A 25,141-nucleotide genomic window follows, 5' to 3' on the forward strand; every position below is an offset into this window, starting at 1 on the left:
AGATGTTCCCTATTTTTTATACACCCTCCCGTCTTTCATTACAAAAACTATATTTTCCATAGTCTTTATTTTTTGAGTAGGATCATCATTTACGGCTACAATATCAGCCAAAAAACCTGGAGCAATTTGTCCAAGTTGATCATCCATATTCAAAATTTTAGCATTGGTAGTGGTTGCACTTTGTATAACTTCTATAGCTGGCATTCCCGCTTCGACCATATAGCCAAATTCTCTTGAATTTTGTCCGTGCTTATACACTCCGGCATCTGTACCAAATGCAATACCAACACCACGATCATACGCTTTTTTAAACGTATTTTGAATTTTTGGTCCGATCTCTAATGCTTTGGGAACGATAATAGAAGGGTAATATCCTTCTATTGCTGCTTTTTCTGTAACCTCTTTTCCTGCTGTTATAGTGGGTACAAGGTATGCATCATGTTGTTTCATGAGATCCATAGTTTTCTCGCTCATGAGTGTTCCGTGTTCAATGGTTTTTACTCCACCTAGGACTGCACGTTGCATTCCTTCATCTCCATGTGCATGAGCAGCTACATGAAAACCATAATCTTTAGCTGTTTCACATATAGCTTTAATCTCTTCTACAGTAAATTGCGGATTAGAACTGCTCTTTGCTACGCTAAGTACTCCTCCAGTAGCTGTAATTTTGATAAGGTCAGCACCATTTTTATAGCGTTGGCGTACAGCTTTTTTGGCATCTTCTATGCTATTGACAACTCCTTCTTTTGGACCTGGGTCACCTGCTAAAGCTTTTTTACTGCCATTAGTTGGATCACCATGACCACCCGTACTTGATATTATTTTTCCAGCAGTAAAAACTCTTGGGCCATCAATTTTATTTTGTGCAATAGCCTTTTTTAAGGCAATATTTACACCACTACCACCAAGATCTCTGACTGTAGTGAATCCAGCCATAAGTGTTTTTTTTGCAAGTCCAACAGAATTATATGCAACATCGGCTTCATTATCTGTATATCGCTCAAGGTAAGCTTTTGGGTTTGACTCACTTTCGATATGAACATGCATATCAATCAATCCAGGCATTACCGTTTTATCTTTCAGATCAATAGTGGTGTCATTTTTTTTACCAGTAACATAACCATTTTCAATTTTTAGAATTTTATTTCCAGAAACAACAATAGTTTTTTCAGTCAGTATTTTACCTGTTTTGGTATCTATAAGTTTACCACATTGAATATAGGTGTCTTGAGCAGAGATGGTTAAACATATTAATGTAATAAACAAAGTATAAAAATATTTCATGAGTGAGCTGTATTAAAAGATTGTATGAGTTACTTAATGGGATCAATTTAGTATAATTACTTGTATCCATTAATTGTATTAAGATTTTTTTTAGAATCTAAACGATGAAAATACTGTAATTCAGAATTGTTTCAGCGATTCTCATAATTCCTCATTAATGAAATCAGGGATGGTAGCTGTGTTTATTTAGAATTTAAAAGTCAAGATCGATATTTAAAAGAATTCTTAAACTAGTGCTTCAAAATTTTGTCGTTAAGCTACAAATTTTAACCGTTTAGCTAAAAAAAAGGTTATAGTGAGTCTTGCATATTACCTTTATGTGATTTGTACCAGTAAGCAATTATATGATGACCAATATGAATTTAAATATAACAAACTTACTATAGGTTGTTTTTGTTTGAGCCCACTAATGAGGGGATATTAGATCCCATTAATTGAGGTTTGTTATTCTTTTTCCTAATTAATATTAACTCTAAAAACCATATTATTATGAAAAAAATTTATTATCGTTTCCCGCTAATCTTTTTGATGACGTGGATGTTTGTCCAGCCAATCTATGCACAGAAAAGAGTTGGTTACATGCAGAGTTGGAAAGCTCAAATCACTGCTGATCAAGCTTCGAAATTAACACATGTTATTTATTCTTTTGCGACTATTCATCCTGATTTAGATGGTAAGTTAAATGCTATAGATGGTGCTTACCTTAGTACCATGACATCAATAGCTCATGCTCAAGGTGCTAAAGCTATTCTTGCAGTAGGAGGTTGGTTTCCTTGTAGCTATGCGAATCAGTCTGGTCCCTGTGCTGCTGATGCCAATCCAGAAGCATTCAATTCGGTCGCTCAAGGGAATTCAAAAACAAATTTTGTAAACAACCTTTACAATATGGTTGTGCAATACAACATGGATGGCATTGATGTGGATTGGGAATACCCTAGTGCCAGTAGTCAAGGACTGTATGTTGATCTACTGGCGGCACTTAGAGCTAAGATGAATACACACCCAACAAAACAATTAGAACTTTCTACAGCTGTTCCTGCGTCAGCATTTCGTGGTCAACATTTTTCATCTGCCGCTTTTCAATATCTTGATGGTATTCATATTATGGCTTATGATAATAGTCCTCGAATAAATCATTCGACGTATACTTTTGCTGCTGGAGGTATTGATTATTGGCAAAGTCGTGGAGTCACTAACTCTAAACTACAATTAGGTCTTCCTTTTTATGGCTGGAACTCTAGCGGAGCATCAATGGCATACAAAGATATTGTAGCTGCGGATAGCAGTGCTCCAAACAAAGTCTATCCGAACAATAATACTTGTGATCAATCAAACGGTTATGGTTACAATGCAAAGAAGTTGATTGAGGACAAAGTACAATTGACTTTAAATGAGAATATTGGAGGCGTTATGATCTGGGCCGTTGATCAAGATCACCCTAATCCTTCCTATTCTTTGCTTAATACAATTGATGCCAAATTAGACGGGGGAAGTGGCCCTGGCGGACCTGGTGGAGGTGGTTCTTGTACGCAATGGTCAGCTGGTACGCAATATTATGTAGGTGATATCGTAACATATCAAGGTAGTAATTATATCTGTGTAAACGACAATCCAGGTTATGATCCTGTAATTAGTCATTGGTTCTGGGATCCTTCTTCTCAAAATTGTGATGGCGGTTCTGGTGGTGATGGTGGAGCCTGCGCACCTTGGACTGCGGGCACTCAATATTATACAGGTGATATTGTATCCTATGGTGGGTCTAACTATATCTGTGAACATGATAATCCAGGTTATGATCCTGTAATTAGTCATTGGTTCTGGGAACCTACATCTGCTAGTTGTAGCAAAGCTACTCGTTTGAATACTGCCAGTCAAGCAAGCAAAAATATGAATGTACGTATTTATCCAAACCCATTGAGCAATAATGTTCTCAACTTAAGTGTTGAATCAAATAAAATCTCTCAAATTGACGTGAGGATTTTTGATATTCAAGGAAGAATGATCAAGGAAATAGATTTGGGGAAATTAAATATAGGAGGTAGTAATTTTCAGTTGGATGCTTCTGATTTGGGAAAAGGTTCTTATTTAATTTATATTATTTCTGATCAGGCCACAAAAATTAAACGATTTAACGTGATATAATTACCCATAAAATAAAAATAGATTGATATAAAGAAGGTGCTCTTTTCAGGCACCTTCTTTTCTGAAGATTAAAAATGCGAGTTTTATCCAAGAGAATTTGTGTTAGTCTAAATGGTTTTCTATCGAAAATTATATTGAAGACAAGGAATTTTCTCTTTCAAATAGTCATATCTCTATTGTGAGATTGATATTAAAAAACAAAAGCTTTTATCATTATTTCTGTATAAAAACAATGATAAAAAGACATATTGAATAAACCTTCTCGAATACTTGAAAAATTAGAAGACATTATGTTAATAATTCTTCCAAATCCTGTTCTACATACTGTGGGATGGCATTTACATCAATAATTTCATCAGATAAGTCTTTTTTCTTTTCTTGTAATTGTAATATCTTCTCTTCGATGGTATTTTTAGTAATAAATCGAGTAACCATAACATTACTGGTTTGTCCGATTCTATGTGATCTCGCAATGGCTTGTTTTTCTATAAACGGATTCCACCATGGGTCTAATAAAATTACATAAGAAGCTTTTGTAAGATTAAGACCAACTCCACCAGCTTTTAGAGATATAAAAAAGACAGATGTCGATTCGTTTTCCTGAAACTGATTAACAACTTGTTCTCGTTCATCCCCTTTTGTTTGCCCGGTTAAAGTAACGTATGTAATATTTTGAGTATCACACCATTTTGTATATAATTGTAAATGAGACACAAAAGAACTGAAGATCAATACTTTTTTATCCGCTTTAACCAATGTTGTGATATAATTGGTTACATCTTCGAATTTTCCTGATGAGCTATCAGTATCTGAGTTGATTAACTTAGGATGGTTTGCTAATTGTCTTAATTTGTTAAGCGTGTTAAGGATATGAATTTTATTACTGGTTTGACTATCAATTCCTAACAATAGATTTCGTGCTGCAGATTTTTCAGATACATATTGTTTTTCCTGACTAGAGTGCATTTCTGTATATATAATCTGTTCTGTAAGTTCAGGTAAGTCTTTGGCAACTTGTTCTTTGGTACGTCTAAGAATAAAGGGGTCAATAAGTGTTTTGAGCTCTTCTATTCTTTCCTGGTTTCTATGTTTTTCAATTGGAATTTTAAAATATTCTTTGAAAAAAGGAAAGCTACCTAATATACCAGGGTTTATAAATTGCATTTGGGACCATAGATCAGATAATGAATTCTCTATTGGAGTGCCACTTAAGGATATTTTATGTGCCGAATTAATTTTGTTTATAGCCGAGAATAATTTAGAATCTTTGTTTTTGATTTGTTGACTTTCATCTAAAATGAGGTAGTTGAAATTAATTTTTTCTAAGACACTTATATCTTTGGTTGCGGTAGTATACGTGGTAAGAATAACATCATAACTTTCTAAATAAGGAGCTATTTTTTTTCTATCAGAACCGGTATACTTTATAATACTGAAATGTGGCGCAAATTTTAGAATCTCTTGTGCCCAGTTAAAAATTAAAGAAGAAGGCAATATAATTAAAGCTTTAAGAAAGGTTTTTATTTCTAACGGATTACTAAATAAATCTAGCTTTATCTTTTCTACTTCATTTTCCTGTGGAGTAAGTTGGTCTTTGGTGAAAGCTAAAGTAGCAATAGTTTGTAATGTCTTCCCTAACCCCATATCATCTGCCAGACAAGCCCCTAAGTTATTGCTGTTATGTTGTACCAGCCATTGCACCCCTTTTTCCTGATACGGGCGTAATCTAGCTTTAAGTAATGGTGATTGGGTATATGAAGTTTCTGTTGGATTTTGTATGTCAATTTCTTCTGGAGTTAATACCTCCTGTAGTATAGTATAATTACTCTTGTTAATAATGATTTTTTCTTCTTCTACTTTTCCAAAACTAGCTAACTTTCTATATCGGGTCATCCAAGAATCCGGAATTAGAAAAATAGTATCGTCATCAACAGAAAAAAAACGATTATTCTCTTTGATATGATTTACAAATTTTGAAAACGGAATTTGTAAATCTCCAATAGTGATCACTCCTTTTATGTCAAACCAATCACTTTGTTGTTGATTATCAAACTGAATGGCATGAGGAGCTAGAAGAATATTTTTATTATCAATTTTAGGAATTATAGATTTAAAACCTTCTTCAGAAAGTTGTGACTCATGATTTGTGTACCATTGAAATATAGAAAAAGAATCTTCTGTTGCTGTTTCTAACAGTAAATTATCATTTAAAGACAATCCTTTACTTGTAAGTAAGTCAATAATCTTATTTTCTGCACCAGTATCTCTTCTAGTCTGAATAATCTGCAACTCCTCTTTTTTACCAAAATGTACATGAGAAGCAGTGCTCTTTTGGCTATAATGATCAAAAATATCAGTATCATACTCAAAAATAACTTTAGCTACATAATTTCCTTTGATAAAATCTTCAATAATTTCAATAGTATAACCGGTAATGCTATTTTTTATCTGGATATCAAAACCAACAGCAGAGATATCTATATTTTTGATCACCGGAATAATGATTTTTTCTACATACGTTTTAATATGTTTTTGAGCAATGGTAATTACTTCTTTGGTAAAAAAAGGTTTTAGCTTATTCGCATTAATATTATTAATTTGATATACTTTTTTGTTTAAAACAATCCATGCCGGATCATTTAACAGTATGGTTATTTCATTTTGCGAAGGAATATATTCTTTCTCGTGATCACTGAGAGAGAAAGAATATTCGATACCATCATTAGTTTTTTTAAAGGTTAATAATGGATCTAACGCAGTATTTGAAAAATGAATTTGAGATACTGAAACAGGATCTTTTCTATCTGCTCGAAAACAAAGGGGGTATTGATTTTCATAAACCAGATTATAAAACAAAGCTAATTTTCTATTGATGAAAGCAACTATAATTTCTTTAGTTTTTTTATCCTTTACTAATTCTGATAGCTTTAATTTTTTTCTACTTTTTTTAGGTTGAAATCTTTGCTCTAGATTTATAGATTTTAAAAGATTACATATACCTAGTATTTGTTCATGAGGTGATTCATAATAGCTGATATTAAAGCTTTCTAAGGTACTTGGAATCGCCTGTTTTTCTATATAGCCTAAATGGTTTTCTTTTATGGCTACTATATATGCCTCTGGCAGAGGAGGGAGTTCAATATTGGGATAAGAAACAAGGTTGTAACAGATGCAAAAAGAATCCATTTTTTGAGCAGGTTAGGGGAGAAATTCAGTTAATTTATAATGTTATGGTTTAGATAATATTATCTAAACCATAACATATGGTATATATTATGAGTATGATTTATTTTGTTACAAAATCAATAACAGTTTTAGTAATAAAATCTATTTGTTCATTATCTAGTTCTGTATGCATAGGTAAGGAAATAACTTCTGTAACCAGCTGATTCGTTACAGGAAAATCAGCTTCATTATATCGTGAGTCTTGATATGCCTTTTGACTGTGTAATGGGATAGGGTAGTAGACCCCACAAGGAATTGCATTATCATTAAGATGTTTGACTAAAGCATCACGATCAGTATTAATTACTCTAAGGGTATATTGATGAAATACATGACAATTACAAGTATTGCAAATTTTACCTTGGGACACATCACAAGTATTTCCTTTTGCTGATGGAGTTATGATATTTTTAATTCCTTCAAACGCTTTATTATATTTTCTTGCGGCTGTTCTTCTTGCATCATTGTAGCGATCTAAATTAGGTAATTTTGCCCTTAAAACTGCTGCCTGTATAGAGTCTAAACGAGAATTTACACCAACAACATCATGATGATATCGCTTGTACATTCCATGATTTACTACTCCTCGAATAATATGCGCTAGCTCATCATCATTAGTAAAGATCGCACCTCCATCACCATAGCATCCTAAGTTTTTAGAAGGAAAAAAAGAAGTTGACGCTACATGGCCAATAGTCCCTGTTTTTACAGATTTCCCATCTTCAAATGTATAACTTCCGCCAATACCCTGAGCATTATCTTCGATTACGTATAAATTATGGTCTTCTGCAATTGCCATTATTGCATCCATATTGGCTGCTTGACCAAACAGATGCACAGGCACAATAGCTTTGGTCTTTGGTGTAATTGCTTTTTTTATGGCTTCTGGATCAATATTAAAGGAATCAGGCTCTACATCTACTAATACTGGAGTAAGTTGAAGCAATGCGATTACTTCTACAGTTGCGGCAAATGTAAAATCTGCTGTAATCACTTCATCTCCTGGTTGAAGACCAAGTCCCATCATGGCAATCTGCAATGCATCTGTCCCATTCGCACAAGGAATTACATGTTTTACATTTAGATAATCCTCTAGTTCTTTTTGAAAACTATGAACCTCGGGTCCATTAATAAAAGCTGTGGAATGTATAACGTTAAGTACAGATGAATCTACTTGTTCTTGAATTTGCTCATATTGACCCTTAAGATCAACCATTTGTATTTTCTTCATGAATGTGTTTATTGTAACCTCACGAAAGTACAAAATATTGATACGATTGCCAATGTGAACTATAGTTTTGATATATTTTTTATTAACTGCAAATAATAAAGTGAAATGTATCTAGACATACATTTCACTTTACATATATATCAACTCACTTATTCTTTATTAAATTTTATAGTTTTAAAATCATCAACGTTAAGAAGATAAATGCCACTACTTAATGTTTGTAATTGTTCAGAGATATTATATTGTAAACTCTGATTTGTTCTTATCGTAAAGCTTTTAATATCTTTTCCTGTGATATCATATATCTTTACATTTAGCCAATTATTTAGAGTAGTGTGTCCTTTTATAAATAAAACGGCTTGGTCTTTAACCGAGTTTGGTGTAATCTGAATTGATTTCTCTGGTTTTTCTAAAGTATTTTCATTTTCTATAGTAGTTAAATTATTTTTGATATCTCCCACAACGAATCCCGAAATAATACTTCTTCTAAAATTTCCTTTATTTTCTGAATTTAGAAATAAACTATATACCCCTTCTTCCAGATTCCTGGTGTCGAAATAAAAACCATCTTTATCTTTCTCAAATATGATTACTTTAGAATCATTTTGTAAAGGTGTTCCATCAATTTTTGAAGTTTTGGTTATCACAGCTCGTACTTCAGTATTTAGAAGCGACAAAAAATCTTTTTTATCAGAATAAATCTTAACTTTTAATATTTGATGATTCTTTTCTATAATATGTTCTAAAGACATTTTTACTCCGCTATTTTGTTTTACAAAAGCTGCGAATCGAGAGTCACTTTTTAATGTTAAGTCATGTTGTGAAACCGGAATAGTAGTTTTATGACTTTCTGTACTAAAGCTTTTTGATAGATTTAATTTTTTATGATTTTTATCAAAAACCTTAAATTCTGCAGTTGGATTTTCATGAATAACTTCGGTTACTGCATAACTAGAGTTTTTATCTAATACGATGCGATCATATTCATTTTCAGATTGGATAATATAATAATTACTTTCTATCTTAGAATTATTATGGTTGGTATCAGGAGTGATGGTGTTTTTTGGAGCACGATTTTCGATATATGATTTTATATATGACCAACTAAACTGTCCCAGACTAACATCAAGGTGATCAAAAATAGCTCTCGAATCATTTTTTCTAAATACATACTCGGCACCGGGTCTAAGTGTACTCCTGTAAGGAGCCACACCATCATTTATTCCTTGGACTGGAAACAAAATCCCTCCTGTAAGTAAAAAAGCAGGAGCTGCAATAGTAGACCCTTTATAATAACCTGACGCTCCTAATACAACAAACTTTTCTGGTTCATTATTGGGATGATTATCTAAAAAAGGTCTTATAACATCTCTACAATAGTATGTTGTTGAGGTTCTGGCGCCTTCATTTAACCCAGTAAGTTTCCAAGCCCAATTTAACCAGGGCATCTGTGAAATATCTGCTAGATATGTACCCCAAAAAGGAGTGCCAAGAGCAAATGCTTGCGCTACTTTGTTCTTTTTTCCATAATGAAACATTGCGGCTTCTGAAGCTTTTCCGCCATTGCTATGTGCTATTAAATATAATTGGTCTACGTTGAATTTTTGAGTAACAATATCAATAGACTCGGCTAATAATTTTCCATTAATCCAAATTCCCTCTCCTCGCGTAGTCGCTACAAAAACAGCTTGGTACCCTTCATTGTAAGTTTCTTGATAAAAAGAATTGTCAAATAAGAATTGGGATTGGTTGAGATCAATATATCCATGATTAAATAGAATTACTTTACCATTAAAATTTGGAGGTGTAACTCCATAATGAATTGTAGACTTAAGTAGAGGGCCAATAAAAAAAGAGCTTAGGTTTTCAGGTTTAGGAAGTTGTACCTCGCGGAAGCTTTGAGAGCATAATATAGCACATGAGAATAGCGCAATTAAAGTAGTTTTTAATTTCATAAATATTGAGTTTGTGTGAATATTGATATCAAGTTATTTAATTTTTAAGACAAATAATAGATTATACGCATAATATTTAGATTTAAATTGTTGATTCTTTAAAAGAATTAAGAGGCTTCTTTTGAAATTTTCCATGTTGTTTTACAACAAAGAGCTGTATTTTAGCAATTCATAAAAAAAATCATCATTCTTGAGCGTTTTATACAACTTCTTTATTGCGATATTTGAAAATATACTTCCGATTATAGGAATGTTTAGTCCTAAACTAAAATTGTTTGTAGAAGGAAGGAAAAACGTTTTTCAAATAGTAGATGAAAAAATATTCGCCGAGGATCGTGTCCTCTGGTTTCATTGTGCATCTTTAGGTGAATATGAACAAGGAGTGCCTGTGATGGAAGAGTTAAAAAAAGAATATCCAAATCATAAGTTATTGGTTACTTTTTTTTCTCCTTCAGGATATGAAGCTAAGAAAAACAGTACGCTAGCTGATCTCATAGTATACCTTCCGATAGATACCAAACGCAATGCCAAGAAATTTATAGAATATGTACAACCAGAATTGGCAATTTTTGTAAAGTATGAATTTTGGCCTAATTACCTTAAAATGCTACAAACAAAAAATATTCCTGTGGTATTTATATCAACAACATTTAGAGAAGATCACTCTTTCTTTAAGTGGTACGGTGGTTTTATGCGTAAAACACTATTGATGGTGGATCATTTTTTTGTTCAGGATACAGAGTCCAAAAATTTGATCGAAGGGCTTGGTTTTAATAATGTTACATTAAGTGGAGATACGCGTTTTGATAGGGTATCGCATCAGATAGAGATGGATAATCATGTAGATTTTATTTCAGAATTTATTAATGATCGACTCTGCATTGTAATGGGGAGTTCCTGGCCTCAAGATGAAGAGGTGTTTATAGATTTCGTAAATGAAGCATCAGATAAAATTTGTTTTATTATCGCTCCTCACGAAATTAAAGACAGTAGTGTGAATGGATTGAGAGGGAAAATCAAAAAGAAAACTGTTGTATATTCAGAAAAAGAAGGTGTAGATCTAAAAAATCAACAGGTTTTTATTATGAATACAATAGGGTATTTATCAAGAGTATATAGTTATGGAGATATTGCATATGTAGGAGGCGCTATGGGAACTGGAGGATTGCATAATATTCTAGAGCCAGCTACTTTTGGAATTCCTATCATAATTGGTAAAAACTTCGAAAAGTTTAGAGAAGCAAAACAATTACAAAAACTAGCCGGACTATTTTCCATTACTAATGCTGTCGAATTTACCAATGTGATTCTGAAACTTGCAGAAGATAAAAAGTTTAGAGAGAAGACAGGAATGATTTCTGGACACTTTGTTAATAGCAATACAGGAGCGACAAATATAATTGTCGAATATTTATCTAAGAAAATAGATTAGATTTTTCAGAATTGTTGCTTTTTAACGGGGCTACGTTATACAGTTACCGCCTCATTAAAATATCGTCGAAAAGGAAGCATTTCTTTATAAACTTCTATGACTTTATCCATAAAATCATCGCTAAGAATATCTTTTTTGGTTAAGGGATGAATAACTGCAAAAGTTCGATGACGAAGTAAATCAATATGCTCATGATCTACAGTATAACCTTTTGGAGCTTTTTTTAGTTTATCTTCATCAGGAAGCATTCCGCCAAAAGTACGCTTGAAACTTTTTTTATTTATGATTTTCACTAATTCTTCTCCATTATAATCAATGGCTTCTCGAATACTATTTAAAATCTTATTATCAGGTTTCCAGTACCCACCAGCTAATAAACACTCTGAGATTCCGATATGAACATAAAAATCTCCTTGTTTGGTACGCTGATCGAGTCCTGCCCCAAAATGATCCTTATATACAGGCTTGTTTGGGTGAAAAAGTAAGTTATTATTGATGCGATTAATCCCTTTTTTTCCTGGAGTTGGAAAGTAGTTAGGGTCAATACCTGCTAATTTCGAATCCAGATCATCTAACCATTGAACAAATGAATTTCGAATGGTTTGATACTGTTTTCTATTAGCATCCATCCATTCTTTATGATTGTTGTTTTGTAAATCTTCAAGGAATTGAAAGAGCAAATTAAAATCCATATCGCTACTCAAAAGATTAAAATAATCCGTTTAACTCTGCATCGATACGATTAATAATACTTCCTAAATCTTCAGGGTTATCTACAAAATTGATATGGTCTACATCAACGATTAAAAGGTTTCCTTTATCATAATCATGCGCCCAGGCTTCATACCTCTCGTTAAGTCTACTTAGATAATCAATACTAATTGTATTTTCATATTCTCGACCACGTTTATGAATTTGGTTTACGAGATTAGGAATACTACTTCTCAAATAAATAAGAAGATCCGGACCTTCAACAACATTTTCCATAAGATCAAAAAGTGACCTGTAATTTTCAAAATCACGATTGGTCATCAATCCCATTGCATGTAAGTTAGGAGCAAAGATATAGGCATCTTCGTATATAGTTCTATCCTGTATAATATCTTTTCCGCTTTCGCGAATATCGAGTATTTGTCTAAAACGACTATTCAGGAAATAAATCTGAAGATTAAAAGACCAACGTTCCATTTTGTTATAGAAATCTTCTAAGTAAGGATTTTCTAATACATCTTCAAAATGGGCTTCCCATTTATAATGTTTAGCAAGTAATCGGGTCAATGTAGTCTTTCCGGCACCGATATTTCCAGCTATAGCTATATGCATATTCGATTATTTTTCTCGGGGTGTTCTTGTAAAAAACGTTGGTTCAAGTTTGGGCGTAAATATAATAGAATTTATGAGGAACATAAAAAGGATGGAAAAGAATTTCAATAAGATTTATGTTTTGAAACCTAGTTAATTACCTAATTGTGGATATAGAATCTAAGAGAATTAGCACTAACAGACGAGTTTATATCCATACCCTCTTACATTAATGATCTGTATAGAATCGTCGTTTTTTAATTTTTTGCGAAGTTTTGTTATAAAGACATCCATACTTCGTCCATTAAAAAAATCATCATCACCCCATAATTTTTTGAGTATCATGGATCTATCCAGTACCTGATTTTTGTTTTTTACCAAATGAAATAACAGATGTGCTTCTCTATGAGTAAGTTGTTGATTTAGTTCTTGATAAGTGAGTGTTTGTTTTGGGAAATCAAATATATAGGCCCCAATAGTAATTATCTCTGCACTTTGTTGTAGAGTGATACGGTGTAATAAATTATTGATTCTCACGATCAATTCTTCCATACTGAATGGTTTTTTAAGATAATCGTTTCCGCCAATAGTAAATCCTTCAACTACATCCTGAGTTTGTGACTTGGCTGTTAGAAATATAATAGGAATTGCATTATCCTCTTGTCTAATTTCTTTGGCTAGTGTAAAACCATCTTTTTTAGGCATCATTACATCCAGGACTAATAGTTTAGGAGCTTTTGCTTTGTATAATGTGTATGCTTCTTCGCCATTTTGGGCAAGATATACTTTGAAATTTCTAGTTTCTAGACTCTCTTTGATGATTTGACCTAAAGAAGGTTCATCTTCTGCAATTAATATTTTGATGATCTCAGCCATTAGGTAATATGATTTTGAAATTTGTTACTCCTTTATCTAAAGATAAATGTATGGTTCCGCCATGTTTTTCGATAATGGTTTTGGTATAGAATAATCCAATTCCAAAACCCTTAACATCATGAGTGTTTCCTTTAGGTACACGATAAAACTTTTCAAATATTTTCTCTTTATGTGCCTTAGTAAGCCCTTTTCCATTGTCTTCAATTTCTATCAAAATAGAAGAAACTATTGCGTTAATATTTACCTTAATCAAATTCCCTCCATATTTGATGGCGTTGTCAATTACATTATTAATAGCATTCTCAAAATGAAATACATCAATTTTTAATCGTATATCTTTTTGTGTACTGTTGAAGATGATTTTTTTTTCTGGTGAATTTACCTGATGTTTATCTGTAATCGTTTGGATATAATCTGTGAGATATATTTCTTCTGTGTTTAATTGTAGTTTATCACTGTCTAAAGTGGCAGTTTCAAGGATTTTTTCTACCATTATATTAAGCTTGCTCAATTGATTTGAGGATATCGTTGCATATTTTTTAGTCTTTCCTGGATCGTTTTCCTGATTAAAGTTTTGAATGCCTTCAATTGCAGCGCTTATGGTAGCAATGGGTGTCTTAAATTCGTGTGTGATATTACTAATTAGATCATTTTTTAGTTCTGCTAATTGCTTTTGGTGATTAATGATTCTTAGTAAAAAAAGCAGGCATCCAATTACAATACCCATTAATAAAAAAGATAAAAGAATACCTAACAGATTTTTTTTAAAAATAGTTAGTTTTTCATTAGTGAAGAATAATTCTAGAGAGCTTACTTTAGGGAGATATATGGATTCTGAAGAAGTGCTTAAGACAGCAGTATCTACAATTTTATTTTTAGTTTTTGTTTCCTTACCAAATGGGTCAATATATTTTAAACCGTAATCTACAGTAATGTTTTTTCTAAGAAATTCTTGTTGTATTAAAGTATCTATTTTTGGAAGTCTAAGAGAATCCTGAGTAATTGAAATCACAATTTTAGATGTTAATTGTTCGAATATCTCTTTTTGGTGTATACTGTCGTGTTTTCGTAATAGAGTCAATTTTGCTCTGTCAGATGAATTATTATTTGCTGTAATAAATAAGCGCTTAGGAGGGTTGGATATACTTTCTTTTGATAAACTTCTAATTATTGATATATCAGCCGTATCAATACTATCAGAAAAATTATAAGTTTTAAAATCAATACAATCAGAGTCCATATCTCTCATAAGATTTCTAAAATTCCCTTTTCTTAAAAATTTTCTAAGATTAGCAGAGTCTGAAGCAAAGCGTATTGTGTTTTCTTCTGCGAGTTCAGTGTAATATTGGTTTACTGCATTGTCCAAACTGATTTGTACTTCATTAATCAGTTGTTGTTTTCCAGATTCATAGTTTTTTAAATTCCAGTATATCTGAATATCAAGTGTAATAACAATTACAGCAATGATAAGATATAGTATATTCTTATAACTTTTTCTTCGCATAATTCAAAAGTAAGACTCTTATCTTATATAAAACGAATCGGTTAACACACGTTAACACTGGTTAACTGTTCTATTAATGTTTGGTTTACATATTTGTACAGTAATAATCAAAAACAATAGTTATGGTACGAATTTTAATATTGATATTCCTTTTTGTATTTGAAAGTTTGTTTGCTCAGGATTTTCAAGGTATAGCAACGTATAAGACAAATCGCAAGGTAGATCTTAATATGGATGATTCCAGAATGAATGCAGATATGCAAAAACAACTTCAGGAAATGCTCAAAAAACAATTTCAGAGAGAATATACTTTAAACTTTAATGGTACAGAATCTGTCTACAAAGAACTTCAAAGCTTAGAAGGGCCAAAACCTGCTAGCGGTGTACGGGTTATGATAGCGGGATCTGGGCCTTCTAATGTTTTATATAAAAATAGTAAAGAAGGAAGATATGTAAGTAAACAAGATATGATGGGTAAATTATTTCTGATAAAAGATAATCTAGAAGAGCTAGATTGGATATTAGAAGATGAAACCAAAACTATCGGAGCTTATACCTGTTATAAAGCAACTGCAAAACGTATGGGGCAACGTTTGAGAAATATAAGAATTGCTACTGATAATAATGAGGAGAATACTGATGAATCCGAAGAAGAAGAGATTACAATTACTGCATGGTATACTCCAGAAATCCCTGTATCTAATGGTCCAGGAAATTATTGGGGATTGCCAGGTTTGATATTAGAAGTCGGTGATGGTGATGAAAATATATTATGCTCTAAAATTGTTCTCAATCCCAAAAAGAAAATAGAAATCAATGAACCGATCAAAGGCAAAGTAGTTTCTGAACAAGAATTTGAAGAAATTATGGAGAAAAAAATGGAAGAAATGAGGGATCGTATGTCAAGAAGAGGTGATGGAGACGGTTTGAGAATTCGAATTGGAGGATAAGAATTTTAGGTAAAGCAATAATCTGATGAGCATATACATTAGATTATTGTTTTACAATAGGAACTCACAATGTTACGACTATGATTTCTGCACATAGAAACGGATAAAATCAATCATAGAATGAGTAAAAAAATACAAGTAATGGTATTCCTTTTCGGAATAGCACAGGTAGTTAATGCCCAAAAAAGTCAGATTATAGGATTTGTAAAAGATTCAATTGGCAATTCAATAGAAATGGCAAATGTAATTGCATATAAAAAATCTGATAATACAATGGTTGGATATGGGATTACTAACGCAGAAGGAAAGTATAAAATTTCGGTACCGCAAAATAATGTTTACCTTCTTAAAGTTAGTTTTATTGGACTTTCTACAGAAGTGAAGTCAATTGAGGTAAACGCTAATAATGTTACTGTGGATTTTGAGATGAAATCTCAGGAAAATAATTTGGATGAAGTAGAGATTGTATATGAAATACCTGTGGTTGTTAAAGGAGATACATTGGTTTATAATACAGATTCTTTTGTAAATGGAACAGAAAAAAAGTTGGGTGATGTTTTAGAAAAACTTCCAGGTGTTGATGTGAATGAAAATGGTGAAATTGAAATAGAAGGAAAAAGGGTCTCAAAAGTGATGGTAGAAGGAAAAGATTTTTTTGATGGAGATTCAAAATTGGCAACCAAGAACATTCCTGCTGATGCATTGGATAAGGTAGAAGTGCTTCGTAATTATGAAGATGTAGGACAGATGAGAGGTCTTCGCAATTCACAAGATCAGATTGCAATTAATATTAAGCTTAAGGAAGGAAAAAAGAATTTCTGGTTTGGTGACATTACTGCAGGATCCGGAGTTGGAGAAACAGAACGTTATATCATTAAACCCAAACTGTTTTATTATAGCCCGTCACATAGTTTAAATATTATTACTGATTTGAATGATATCGGTGAAGTTCCGTTTACAAGAAGAGATTATTTTAATTTTACAGGAGGATTTAGAAATTTGGGAAGAGGAGGAACGTCATTCACAATTTCTACAGATGATCTTGCTTTTGCAACACTACAGAATAATCGTGCAAATGAAATAGATACCAAATTTGGAGCTGCTAATTTTAGTGTTGTTGCCAACAAAAAATTAGACCTTAGCGGTTATGGTATTGTAAGTAATACCGAAACAGATTTAATTACGAATACACGCAGAGTTTATATTGATGATACTCCAGACGCTTCAGATAATACTGTTGAAGAAACTTTAGAAAATACGCAGCAAAAAAGCACTTTAGGATTACTGAAATTAAGCGCGAGTTATAGGCCCAATACCAATTTTAGATTAGATTATGATATTCTTGGAAAAGGTTCCAGGCAACAAGAAAATGATATTTTCCTTTCTAGAAGATCAACCATTTCTGAAGATATAAATGAAAGGCTCGAAAATACTCCGTTTTCTATACAGCAGAATGCAAATGCATATTATACGCTTAACACTAAAAATATATTTTCTCTTGAAGCACAGCATCTTTTTCAAGAAGAGGATCCCTTTTATAATGCGATTCGAACAGAAATTCCGTTTAGAGGTATTTTTACTCAAATTAATGATCCCTTAGATCCTGCCTCGGATATCTTTGATCCTTTAGAAGAATCAGATCAGTATAATATCAATCAGGAAAAAAACACGAAAACCAGCAAATTAGATGCAAAACTGGACTATTATTATGTGTTGAATAAAAAGAGTAATCTCAATTTTACCTTAGGAACTATACAGAGTGCACAAAACTTTAATTCTAATATTTTTCAAACTCTTAATAATGATAGACGTAATGATTTTGAAACCGAAGAATTTGGTAATCGAGTGAAGTATAATTTTAGTGATGTTTTTGCAAGTATGCATTATAAATTTATTACCGGTATTTTTACAATTAACCCTGGTGTCAGTCTTCATAATTATGACTTAAGAGACCGACAATTAGGAACTGTTATTCACCAAAATGAGTGGAAGATACTACCAGATTTCTTTGTTTTGGCTCAGTTAAAAAGTAGTGAAAGTTTTAGGTTGAATTATTCGATAACGGCAGAATATACAGATGTCAATAGATTGGCAAGGGGATATATATTTAATAATTATAACTCCTTAATACAAGGAAACCGTAATTTAGAAAATGCTTTGTATGATAATTTTTCTCTAAATTATTTTAGCTTCAATATGTTTAATTATACCAATGTTTTTGCTAGAATCAGTTATACTAACCGACGTAATCCAATTAAAAACACAAGTGTTATTAATGGAATTAATAGAGTGAATACTTCTGTGAATTCTAATTTGGCTGATCAGGTGTTTTCTGCTAATGGAAGGTTTAGTAGAACATTTGGTAAAATGAAAGGGAAATTAGATGTAAATATAAACTGGTCTAGCTTTAATAATATTATAAACACCCAGCCTAGCGAAAGTGTAAGTCTTACCCAAATGTATAGGACAGAATGGTCAACTAATTTTAAGAAAGGACCAAATTTTGATATAGGGTATAGTCTTACAATAAACGGCTATGATAATAATGGAGCAGAAACGACATTTTATACCAATCAACCCTTTGTTCGTTTAGACTGGTCATTTGCCAAAAGTTTCTTGATAAAATCTTCATATAATTATTATAATTATAAGGATACCCAAACTACACTTAATGAATATAGTTTTTGGGATATCGATATGTTGTATCAGCAATCCGATAGTAAATGGGAATATAAATTTTCTGTAACTAATGCATTAGATACAAAAAGTATTAATAGGGATAGTTTTAACGAATTGTATAATAGTACCTCTAGCTATGTTGTTCAGCCTAGATACTGGATATTAAGTATAAAATATAATTTGTAATTATCGTATAGGTTGTTACGACCAATAAAAAAACAAACCACCATGGCCATTTATAAAATATTTGGATTTCTTTTGATAGTATTAACAATTACTTCTTGTAATCAAAGTCAAAATGATACGTCTAAGTACAAAGAACAGAATCCTAAACAAGAAATGGAAATAGATAAAGCGCAAGGTGTAATTACAAAAGTAAGCTCTCAAAATTTTGAAGATACATATAATACATTAGTAGAAATTATTACTAATAATCCAAACCTTAAGATTGTAGCTCAATTGGATCATCAAGCAAATGCAGCATCTGTTGGTTTAGAGCTAAACCCTACGCGAGTGATTATGTTTGGTAACCCTAAGTTAGGTACTCCCTTGATGCAAAACTCGCAAATCACAGGGTTGGACCTTCCACAAAAAGTACTGGTATGGCAAGATGATGAAGGAGTTGTAAAGGTCTCTTATAATGATCCGGAGTTTTTAAGGCTTCGTCACGATATTAATGGAAATGAAAATATATTACAAACAATTACGAAAGCTTTGGATAATATTTCAAAAGGAGCTGCGGCTTTGTAGTATAAGATAATAACAATTTAGTTGAGTTAGCCTATATTTTTCTGATGTTATTATCAGGTTTTAAGTATCCTCTTGAAATAGCTAATATTTTAGCTTTTTCAAGAGGATTAATTTTGAATTTTCACTTTGATAGGTCCTCCACTAGATACATAACTACCCCCTATTTCATCAATATTAATATTTAGTTCCTTGTCTGTATTGATATCTGTCAAATCTACTTTGAGTTTATCATAAGTGTCAATGCTTTTGATGTTTACATCAATTTCATCTGTATTACTTAAACGAACAGTGATAGTGCCGTCGTCATTAATTGGTAAAATACCATATTTTGACTCAGAGCTATTATTGGCATGAGCTTTTGGAATGATATCCATATCTCTAACTACTATAATAACTAGGCAAATAGCAATTATACTCATTATAAATTTTGTATAAGAATCAGTTTTCATATTATGTTGTTTTTATTTATAAAAATGCACCAATAAAGATGCCAAAATAGAAAAACATACTTGGTTTGATTTTATTAATTAGTTATTATTCTTCAAATGTTGATATTTGATTTTGAGAACTCTATCAGTATAGCGTGACATTATCAATCAATAATTCTGAAAATTCTTCCTTGTCAGAATGTTTTTAATATAATGTACATCGATAAGTTTTTGAAGTATATCCGAATTCTTTGAAATTCAAATTTTTAGGACATTCAATTCTTTAGTCCTGCTAGATTTGTATGATTAAGTACAGAAAACAACAGAAATGCACTGTGAATTAAATGGTTTACCCTTTTTTTTAAGTAATATTATCATTCAAAACCCGTTTTGAGGGAAACAAACTAACCAAACATTTCAATCATGACTAAACAAAGTAGTCGGTTGCATTTTCTTGATGCAATACGAGCATTCGCTATTATTATGATGCTTCAAGGGCATTTTGTACATACTCTTTTAGGAGATACATATCGAGATAGAAACAATTTAATATATTCAATTTGGGAATACTTTAGAGGAATGACCGCTCCTACATTCTTTACCATTACAGGTTTTATTTTCACGTATTTGTTACTCAAACAAAACTTAACCGGATTAGAAAACCCTAGGGTGTTAAAAGGAATAAAACGGGCAATTAAAGTGATTTTTTGGGGATATTTATTACGTCTGAGTTTTTATGCGATCTTTAAAGGAACGGTAAACCCTTCATTTTTCTTTGTTGATGTATTGCAGTGTATGGGAACGTCTTTGTTGCTGTTGATAGGAATGTATCTTTTATTATATCGAACAAATAATGCTTGGTTTCAAAATACTGTATTAGGTATGGGAATCATTATCTTTCTATTGCAACCAATATATGGAAGTTGTATTTTAGAATTTTTACCAAAAACTGTAGCAAACTATTTTACGAGTAAAAATGGATCAGTTTTTACATTGTTCCCATGGTTTGGTTATGTATGTTTTGGTAGTTTTATAGCTAGTCTTTTTCTTAAGTATGGAAAGCATAAAGTATTTTATCCATTTGCCATTACGTTACTTTTTTCTTTAGGAGCAATATTAGTTTTTTATTCTTCAAGCATATTAATGTTGTTTTATGACTTGAGTGGTATTACTGTATTTAAATCTGTCGCATATAATAATTTTTTATTTATTAGATTGGGTAATGTGTGTATGCTTTTCTCTGTATTTATTCTTATGAGAAATTATTTTACAGGTAAAATAATGACCAAAATAGGAGGTAGAACACTCTCTATCTATATTATTCACTTTTTTGTGCTTTATGGAAGCTGGTTTGGGTTAGGGCTTAACAGTTTCTTTTACCGCACATTAACTCCACTACAAGCTTTTATAGGTGCATTATTATTTGTTTTTGGTATTTGCGCATTGGTTTTGTATTATTATAAATATGAAGAACAATTAAAGCTTCGTTTGCATTATATAGTGGATTTAATTACCAAAAAAGTAATAATGTCTCTACCAGAAATACTTCTTTTACTTAAAAATGATATTATTCGTCTTTACAGAAGTATTCGATATGCGAGGCGTTAGTGTTGTTTGATTTTATTACTTTTTTTTATTAGGTTATAAATCAGTATCTTATAGAGGTGTAATCAATATATGTATTATTATGCCAACAATAAAATCATTAAATAAATGGGCTAATGCACATACGTATTATCCATTAGATTTATTAAGAGTTGCTCTTGGGGTATTTTTATTCATAAAAGGAATAAATTTTATTAGCAATAGCCAAATTCTTGTTGACCTTATCAAACCTGTTCAGAATCTTGCAGGTTCTATGATTATTATTCATTATGTTGCTCCCGCTCATTTAATAGGAGGGATACTTATCGCATTCGGTTTACTCACTAGGTGGTCGGTAATGGCTCAACTTCCTTTACTTTTTGGAGCTGTTATTATTAATTTCATAGGAGAAATGAATACAGCAAATTTAATTGTTGCCAGTACAATTTTACTGTTATGTGTATTTTTTCTGTTCTATGGATCAGGTAAACATTCTGTAGATTATTATTTAAAAATGGAGCAGTAGTGTATATAAAAAGGCTACTCATTATGAGTAGCCTTTTTATATATGTTATTAAATTTTATAAGCCTGATAAACGGGGTTTTCTATTGTTAGATGGAATATCTATATATATAGTATCTATTATTCTTGAGGTGTAAACACTGTTTTTGTTATGAGAAGCTCTTTTCTTATTTCTTTTGATCTGTCTTTTAATTTTTTTCCATTCTCTTTCTCTGTTTAAACTTATTTTTTTGTCTTCGTCATTATTCTTATCATTAGGTGTTGATATTTCTGAAGGTCTGTTTACTTTTGTAATAGATTCTTGTTGAGAATTGGATTTGATAGGTTGGTAACTTGTTTGTTGTCCAGTTAATAAAAATGATATACATAACAATACAGTAGTAGTAATAATTCTCATTCTAATTTTCATTTTTTTTTTGGTTTTTGCGCATTAATAATTTTGATTCTAGGTATAGTAGGGGCGATTTATAATGGTATGGATATGACCAGTTTTATAATTAAGATAAATTATTAAGTGGTTGATATCCAGTTACTAATATAGTAATACTATTTGGTTTTGTATTACGGAAAAACCACAGTGCTATATGGGGATTTTTCCCCCTGTAAAAGCTGAGAGCTGTTGTTATTACAAGAGTTTTTTTTCGATATAATGGAGTAGAATTTTTTTTATTTTTTTTAGATGAAAAAAGCATAAAAAACTGAGAAATCAATAATACAGGCTTGTCTGAGGGATTTTGATAAATTAGTTAAAAGCACAAAATCTATAGAAAAAGAGCTCTTTTTCTATAGATTTTGTGCTTTTTTATTTTAAAAAATATTAAAAAACGTCAGTTTTGAAAAAATAACTAAAGTTAATTGATAAAATTAAAGATAGATATAACCTAACTTTCTGTTTTAAAATATTCTAGTTACCACCCTGATAGGCGAGATTCATTATTATTATTATTATTTACAGGAATATTTAAATATATAGTATCAATAGTTCTGGATGTATAGATACTATTTTTGGTATTAGAAACTCTTTTTTTATTTCTACTTAGTTGTTTTTTGATTTTTCTCCATTCCTTTTTGCTATAAAAACGTTTATCTTTCTTCTTTATAGGAGTTTTTACAACTAACCGATCCGACATGGCAATTTTATCTGTACTATATTGTTCCTCTTGGATTTGAGTGTCAATAGTTTTTACAGAAGAAAAGTCATTTTTAAAGTCCTGACCAAAAGACATACCGCAGACCAATAAGAAAGCGATATTTAATGTGAATTTTAATTTCATTTCCCTAAATTTTAATGTATTGATTAATACTGATACACTGAAATTCTCAAAAAAACATATCAAAATTATTTTCCCTTAAAAAAGATATGTTGTGTGTCTTAATATAAACAGGATAAAAGTAACGATTATACTCGATTTTAGTATACGGTAAAACCTCATTTTTTAAGGGTTTAGCCTATTTTTCGATAAAGTACTATAAAACCCAGATGAAATTATATCCCAAAGGCTTTTTGTACCGTTTCTACATAGTCTAATTTCTCCCAAGTAAATAACTCTACTTCTTTTTCAATTTTACCAGAATAAGGGCTTTCAAAAACTTTAGTGATAATTTGTGGTTCCTTACCCATATGTCCATAAGCTGCAGTTTCCTGATAAATAGGGTTACGTAATTTAAGACGCTTTTCTATTGCAGCAGGACGCATATCAAATATTGCACTTACTTTTTCTGCAATTTCACCATCGGTTAAACCTAATGAACTGGTTCCATAAGTATCTACAAAAATTGAAGTAGGTTCAACTACACCAATAGCATAGGATACTTGCACCAATGCTTCACTAGCTACTCCAGCGGCAACAAGATTTTTTGCAATATGTCTCGACGCATAAGCGGCAGATCTGTCTACTTTACTAGGGTCTTTACCAGAAAAAGCGCCTCCGCCATGTGCTCCTTTTCCACCATAGGTGTCTACGATGATTTTTCTTCCTGTAAGACCAGTATCTCCATGAGGTCCACCGATAACGAATTTTCCGGTTGGATTAATATGATATGTGATTTGATCATTAAATAATTGCTGAACGTATTCTGGTAACTGAGCAATTACTCTCGGTATTAAGATTGAAACAATATCATTCTTTATTTTAGAAAGCATTCTATCATCATCAGTATCAAAATCATCATGTTGTGTGGACACAACAATCGCAACAATACGCTGAGGTATGTTGTCATCACTATATTCTATAGTTACCTGGCTCTTAGAATCTGGACGTAAATAAGGAATTTCATTGCCTTCTCGTCTTAATTTTGCCAATTCTATTAATATTTTATGAGAAATATCAAGAGCCAAAGGCATGTAGTTAGAAGTTTCTTTAGTAGCGTATCCGAACATCATTCCCTGGTCACCAGCTCCCTGCTCTTCTTTAGTTTCACGATCTACACCTTGATTAATATCCTGAGATTGTTCATGAATTAAAGAAATTACTCCACAAGAATCTCCACTAAATTGATATGCTCCTTTGGTATATCCAATAGTGTTAATTACATCTCTTGCTATGTGTTGCACATCGAGGTATGTTTTGGATTTTACTTCTCCAGCAAGAACTACTTGACCTGTTGTAACTAGTGTTTCACAAGCTACTTTAGAATCTGCGTCAAAAGCCAAAAAGTTATCTAATAATGCATCACTGATCTGATCTGCTACTTTATCCGGATGTCCTTCAGATACACTCTCTGAAGTAAATAAATATGCCATTCGTTGTTGTTTTATCGAGAATGATTAGACGAGACTGAGATGTGAAGCTTTCGATAAATTATTTATAAATCGAACTGCTTTAGCATTTTTAACACTGTTAACATTTAGAACAGTGTTTTGGGTTGCAATCAGTCAAATCTTTCCCTGAAAAATATTTCGGCAAAGGTAAAAAAAATGATAATACTTGAAAGCATTTAACGTATCATTAATTTTTTGCTAATTAAAAAGCTTTTTAAAGCGTTTTTTTTTGAACAAAATAATTTTCCAATAAAAAATGATACAGTTTAAAAATAATTACTAGCTTTGTTGCGAAGTTTCTTATACATATTAGTAAGTTATTAAGAAAGGTGGAGGGAATAGACCCTGTGAAACCTTAGCAACCCTTTAAATTTATTTAAAGAAGGTGCTAAATTCTATTCGCTTAGGCGAAAAAGATAACTCGATACAATTGCTTTCTCGCAATTGACGTTTTCCTTTCTTTTTAATTTTCTATAACCAAACATAATCATAGATGTTTGATGTATTTGGATTTT

Annotated in this window: 19 protein-coding genes and 1 riboswitch; of the genes, 7 read left to right on the plus strand and 12 right to left on the minus strand. The window is 31.6% G+C overall.

The window, feature by feature from the left end:
* Positions 1-9: 9 nt before the first annotated feature.
* Positions 10-1,284, minus strand: coding sequence for a metal-dependent hydrolase family protein (locus tag PQF96_RS16625; RefSeq protein WP_271767474.1), 1,275 nt, complete (start codon positions 1,282-1,284; stop codon positions 10-12).
* Positions 1,285-1,773: 489 nt separating this feature from the next.
* Between PQF96_RS16625 and PQF96_RS16630 the strand changes: the two genes are divergently transcribed.
* Positions 1,774-3,426 (plus strand): glycosyl hydrolase family 18 protein, encoded by a 1,653-nt coding sequence (locus PQF96_RS16630; RefSeq protein WP_271767475.1) that lies wholly within the window; start codon positions 1,774-1,776, stop codon positions 3,424-3,426.
* Between the two features lie 288 nt (positions 3,427-3,714).
* Here PQF96_RS16630 and PQF96_RS16635 read toward each other — a convergent pair whose 3' ends face one another.
* The 3 genes from PQF96_RS16635 to PQF96_RS16645 all read right to left on the minus strand — a co-directional run bounded on the left by PQF96_RS16635 (position 3,715) and on the right by PQF96_RS16645 (position 9,837).
* Positions 3,715-6,612, minus strand: a complete 2,898-nt coding sequence (locus PQF96_RS16635) for a DEAD/DEAH box helicase (protein WP_271767477.1) — start codon at positions 6,610-6,612, stop codon at positions 3,715-3,717.
* Positions 6,613-6,712: 100 nt separating this feature from the next.
* Positions 6,713-7,882, minus strand: coding sequence for a DegT/DnrJ/EryC1/StrS family aminotransferase (locus tag PQF96_RS16640; protein ID WP_109435481.1), 1,170 nt, complete (start codon positions 7,880-7,882; stop codon positions 6,713-6,715).
* 149 nt (positions 7,883-8,031) lie between these two features.
* Positions 8,032-9,837: a T9SS type A sorting domain-containing protein gene (locus PQF96_RS16645; protein ID WP_271767479.1), complete on the minus strand. Its 1,806-nt coding sequence runs from the start codon at positions 9,835-9,837 to the stop codon at positions 8,032-8,034.
* A gap of 190 nt (positions 9,838-10,027) precedes the next feature.
* Here PQF96_RS16645 and PQF96_RS16650 point away from each other — a divergent pair, with 190 nt between their 5' ends.
* A complete protein-coding gene (locus PQF96_RS16650; protein WP_271767481.1) occupies positions 10,028-11,269 on the plus strand; it encodes a 3-deoxy-D-manno-octulosonic acid transferase in 1,242 nt (413 codons plus the stop codon).
* Between the two features lie 35 nt (positions 11,270-11,304).
* On the opposite strand, the gene PQF96_RS16655 is transcribed toward PQF96_RS16650, so the two are convergent.
* The 4 genes from PQF96_RS16655 to PQF96_RS16670 form a co-directional block, all read right to left on the minus strand.
* The gene (locus PQF96_RS16655; RefSeq protein WP_143917266.1) at positions 11,305-11,961 is read right to left on the minus strand and encodes a DUF2461 domain-containing protein; all 657 of its coding nucleotides are present in this window, start codon (positions 11,959-11,961) and stop codon (positions 11,305-11,307) included.
* A 16-nt stretch (positions 11,962-11,977) separates the two neighbouring features.
* A complete protein-coding gene (locus PQF96_RS16660; RefSeq protein ID WP_109435477.1) occupies positions 11,978-12,592 on the minus strand; it encodes a deoxynucleoside kinase in 615 nt (204 codons plus the stop codon).
* A 174-nt stretch (positions 12,593-12,766) separates the two neighbouring features.
* On the minus strand, positions 12,767-13,447 hold the full coding sequence (locus PQF96_RS16665) for a response regulator transcription factor (protein WP_271767483.1): 681 nt from the start codon (positions 13,445-13,447) through the stop codon (positions 12,767-12,769).
* The gene (locus tag PQF96_RS16670; protein ID WP_271767485.1) at positions 13,440-14,951 is read right to left on the minus strand and encodes a sensor histidine kinase; all 1,512 of its coding nucleotides are present in this window, start codon (positions 14,949-14,951) and stop codon (positions 13,440-13,442) included. The genes PQF96_RS16665 and PQF96_RS16670 overlap by 8 nt, the downstream gene beginning before the upstream one ends.
* A 122-nt stretch (positions 14,952-15,073) precedes the next feature.
* Here PQF96_RS16670 and PQF96_RS16675 point away from each other — a divergent pair, with 122 nt between their 5' ends.
* The 3 genes from PQF96_RS16675 (at position 15,074) to PQF96_RS16685 (ending at position 19,330) form a co-directional block, all read left to right on the plus strand.
* Positions 15,074-15,901 carry a GLPGLI family protein gene (locus PQF96_RS16675; protein ID WP_271767486.1) on the plus strand — a complete coding sequence of 276 codons (828 nt, stop codon included), beginning with the start codon at positions 15,074-15,076 and terminating at the stop codon, positions 15,899-15,901.
* A gap of 120 nt (positions 15,902-16,021) precedes the next feature.
* Entirely contained in the window at positions 16,022-18,766 is a 2,745-nt protein-coding gene (locus PQF96_RS16680; RefSeq protein ID WP_271767488.1) for a carboxypeptidase-like regulatory domain-containing protein, read from the plus strand.
* A gap of 42 nt (positions 18,767-18,808) precedes the next feature.
* Entirely contained in the window at positions 18,809-19,330 is a 522-nt protein-coding gene (locus PQF96_RS16685; RefSeq protein WP_271767491.1) for a DUF302 domain-containing protein, read from the plus strand.
* A 107-nt stretch (positions 19,331-19,437) separates the two neighbouring features.
* On the opposite strand, the gene PQF96_RS16690 is transcribed toward PQF96_RS16685, so the two are convergent.
* The gene (locus tag PQF96_RS16690) at positions 19,438-19,779 is read right to left on the minus strand and encodes a hypothetical protein (protein ID WP_109435471.1); all 342 of its coding nucleotides are present in this window, start codon (positions 19,777-19,779) and stop codon (positions 19,438-19,440) included.
* A gap of 402 nt (positions 19,780-20,181) precedes the next feature.
* Between PQF96_RS16690 and PQF96_RS16695 the strand changes: the two genes are divergently transcribed.
* Both PQF96_RS16695 and PQF96_RS16700 read left to right on the plus strand, forming a co-directional pair.
* Positions 20,182-21,366: a heparan-alpha-glucosaminide N-acetyltransferase domain-containing protein gene (locus PQF96_RS16695; protein ID WP_271767493.1), complete on the plus strand. Its 1,185-nt coding sequence runs from the start codon at positions 20,182-20,184 to the stop codon at positions 21,364-21,366.
* 79 nt (positions 21,367-21,445) lie between these two features.
* The gene (locus PQF96_RS16700; protein WP_109435469.1) at positions 21,446-21,868 is read left to right on the plus strand and encodes a DoxX family protein; all 423 of its coding nucleotides are present in this window, start codon (positions 21,446-21,448) and stop codon (positions 21,866-21,868) included.
* A gap of 55 nt (positions 21,869-21,923) precedes the next feature.
* Here PQF96_RS16700 and PQF96_RS16705 read toward each other — a convergent pair whose 3' ends face one another.
* The 3 genes from PQF96_RS16705 to metK all read right to left on the minus strand — a co-directional run bounded on the left by PQF96_RS16705 (position 21,924) and on the right by metK (position 24,608).
* Complete coding sequence (locus PQF96_RS16705) at positions 21,924-22,274, minus strand: hypothetical protein (RefSeq protein WP_143915867.1); 351 nt, start codon at positions 22,272-22,274, stop codon at positions 21,924-21,926.
* A gap of 499 nt (positions 22,275-22,773) precedes the next feature.
* Positions 22,774-23,139 (minus strand): hypothetical protein, encoded by a 366-nt coding sequence (locus PQF96_RS16710; RefSeq protein WP_271767496.1) that lies wholly within the window; start codon positions 23,137-23,139, stop codon positions 22,774-22,776.
* Positions 23,140-23,351: 212 nt separating this feature from the next.
* Positions 23,352-24,608, minus strand: a complete 1,257-nt coding sequence (metK, locus tag PQF96_RS16715) for a methionine adenosyltransferase (protein ID WP_271767498.1) — start codon at positions 24,606-24,608, stop codon at positions 23,352-23,354.
* 332 nt (positions 24,609-24,940) lie between these two features.
* Positions 24,941-25,049: riboswitch (SAM riboswitch) on the plus strand.
* Positions 25,050-25,141 lie beyond the last annotated feature (92 nt).

It is taken from the genome of Aquimarina algiphila, assembly GCF_947494415.1.
GTDB lineage: Bacteria > Bacteroidota > Bacteroidia > Flavobacteriales > Flavobacteriaceae > Aquimarina > Aquimarina algiphila.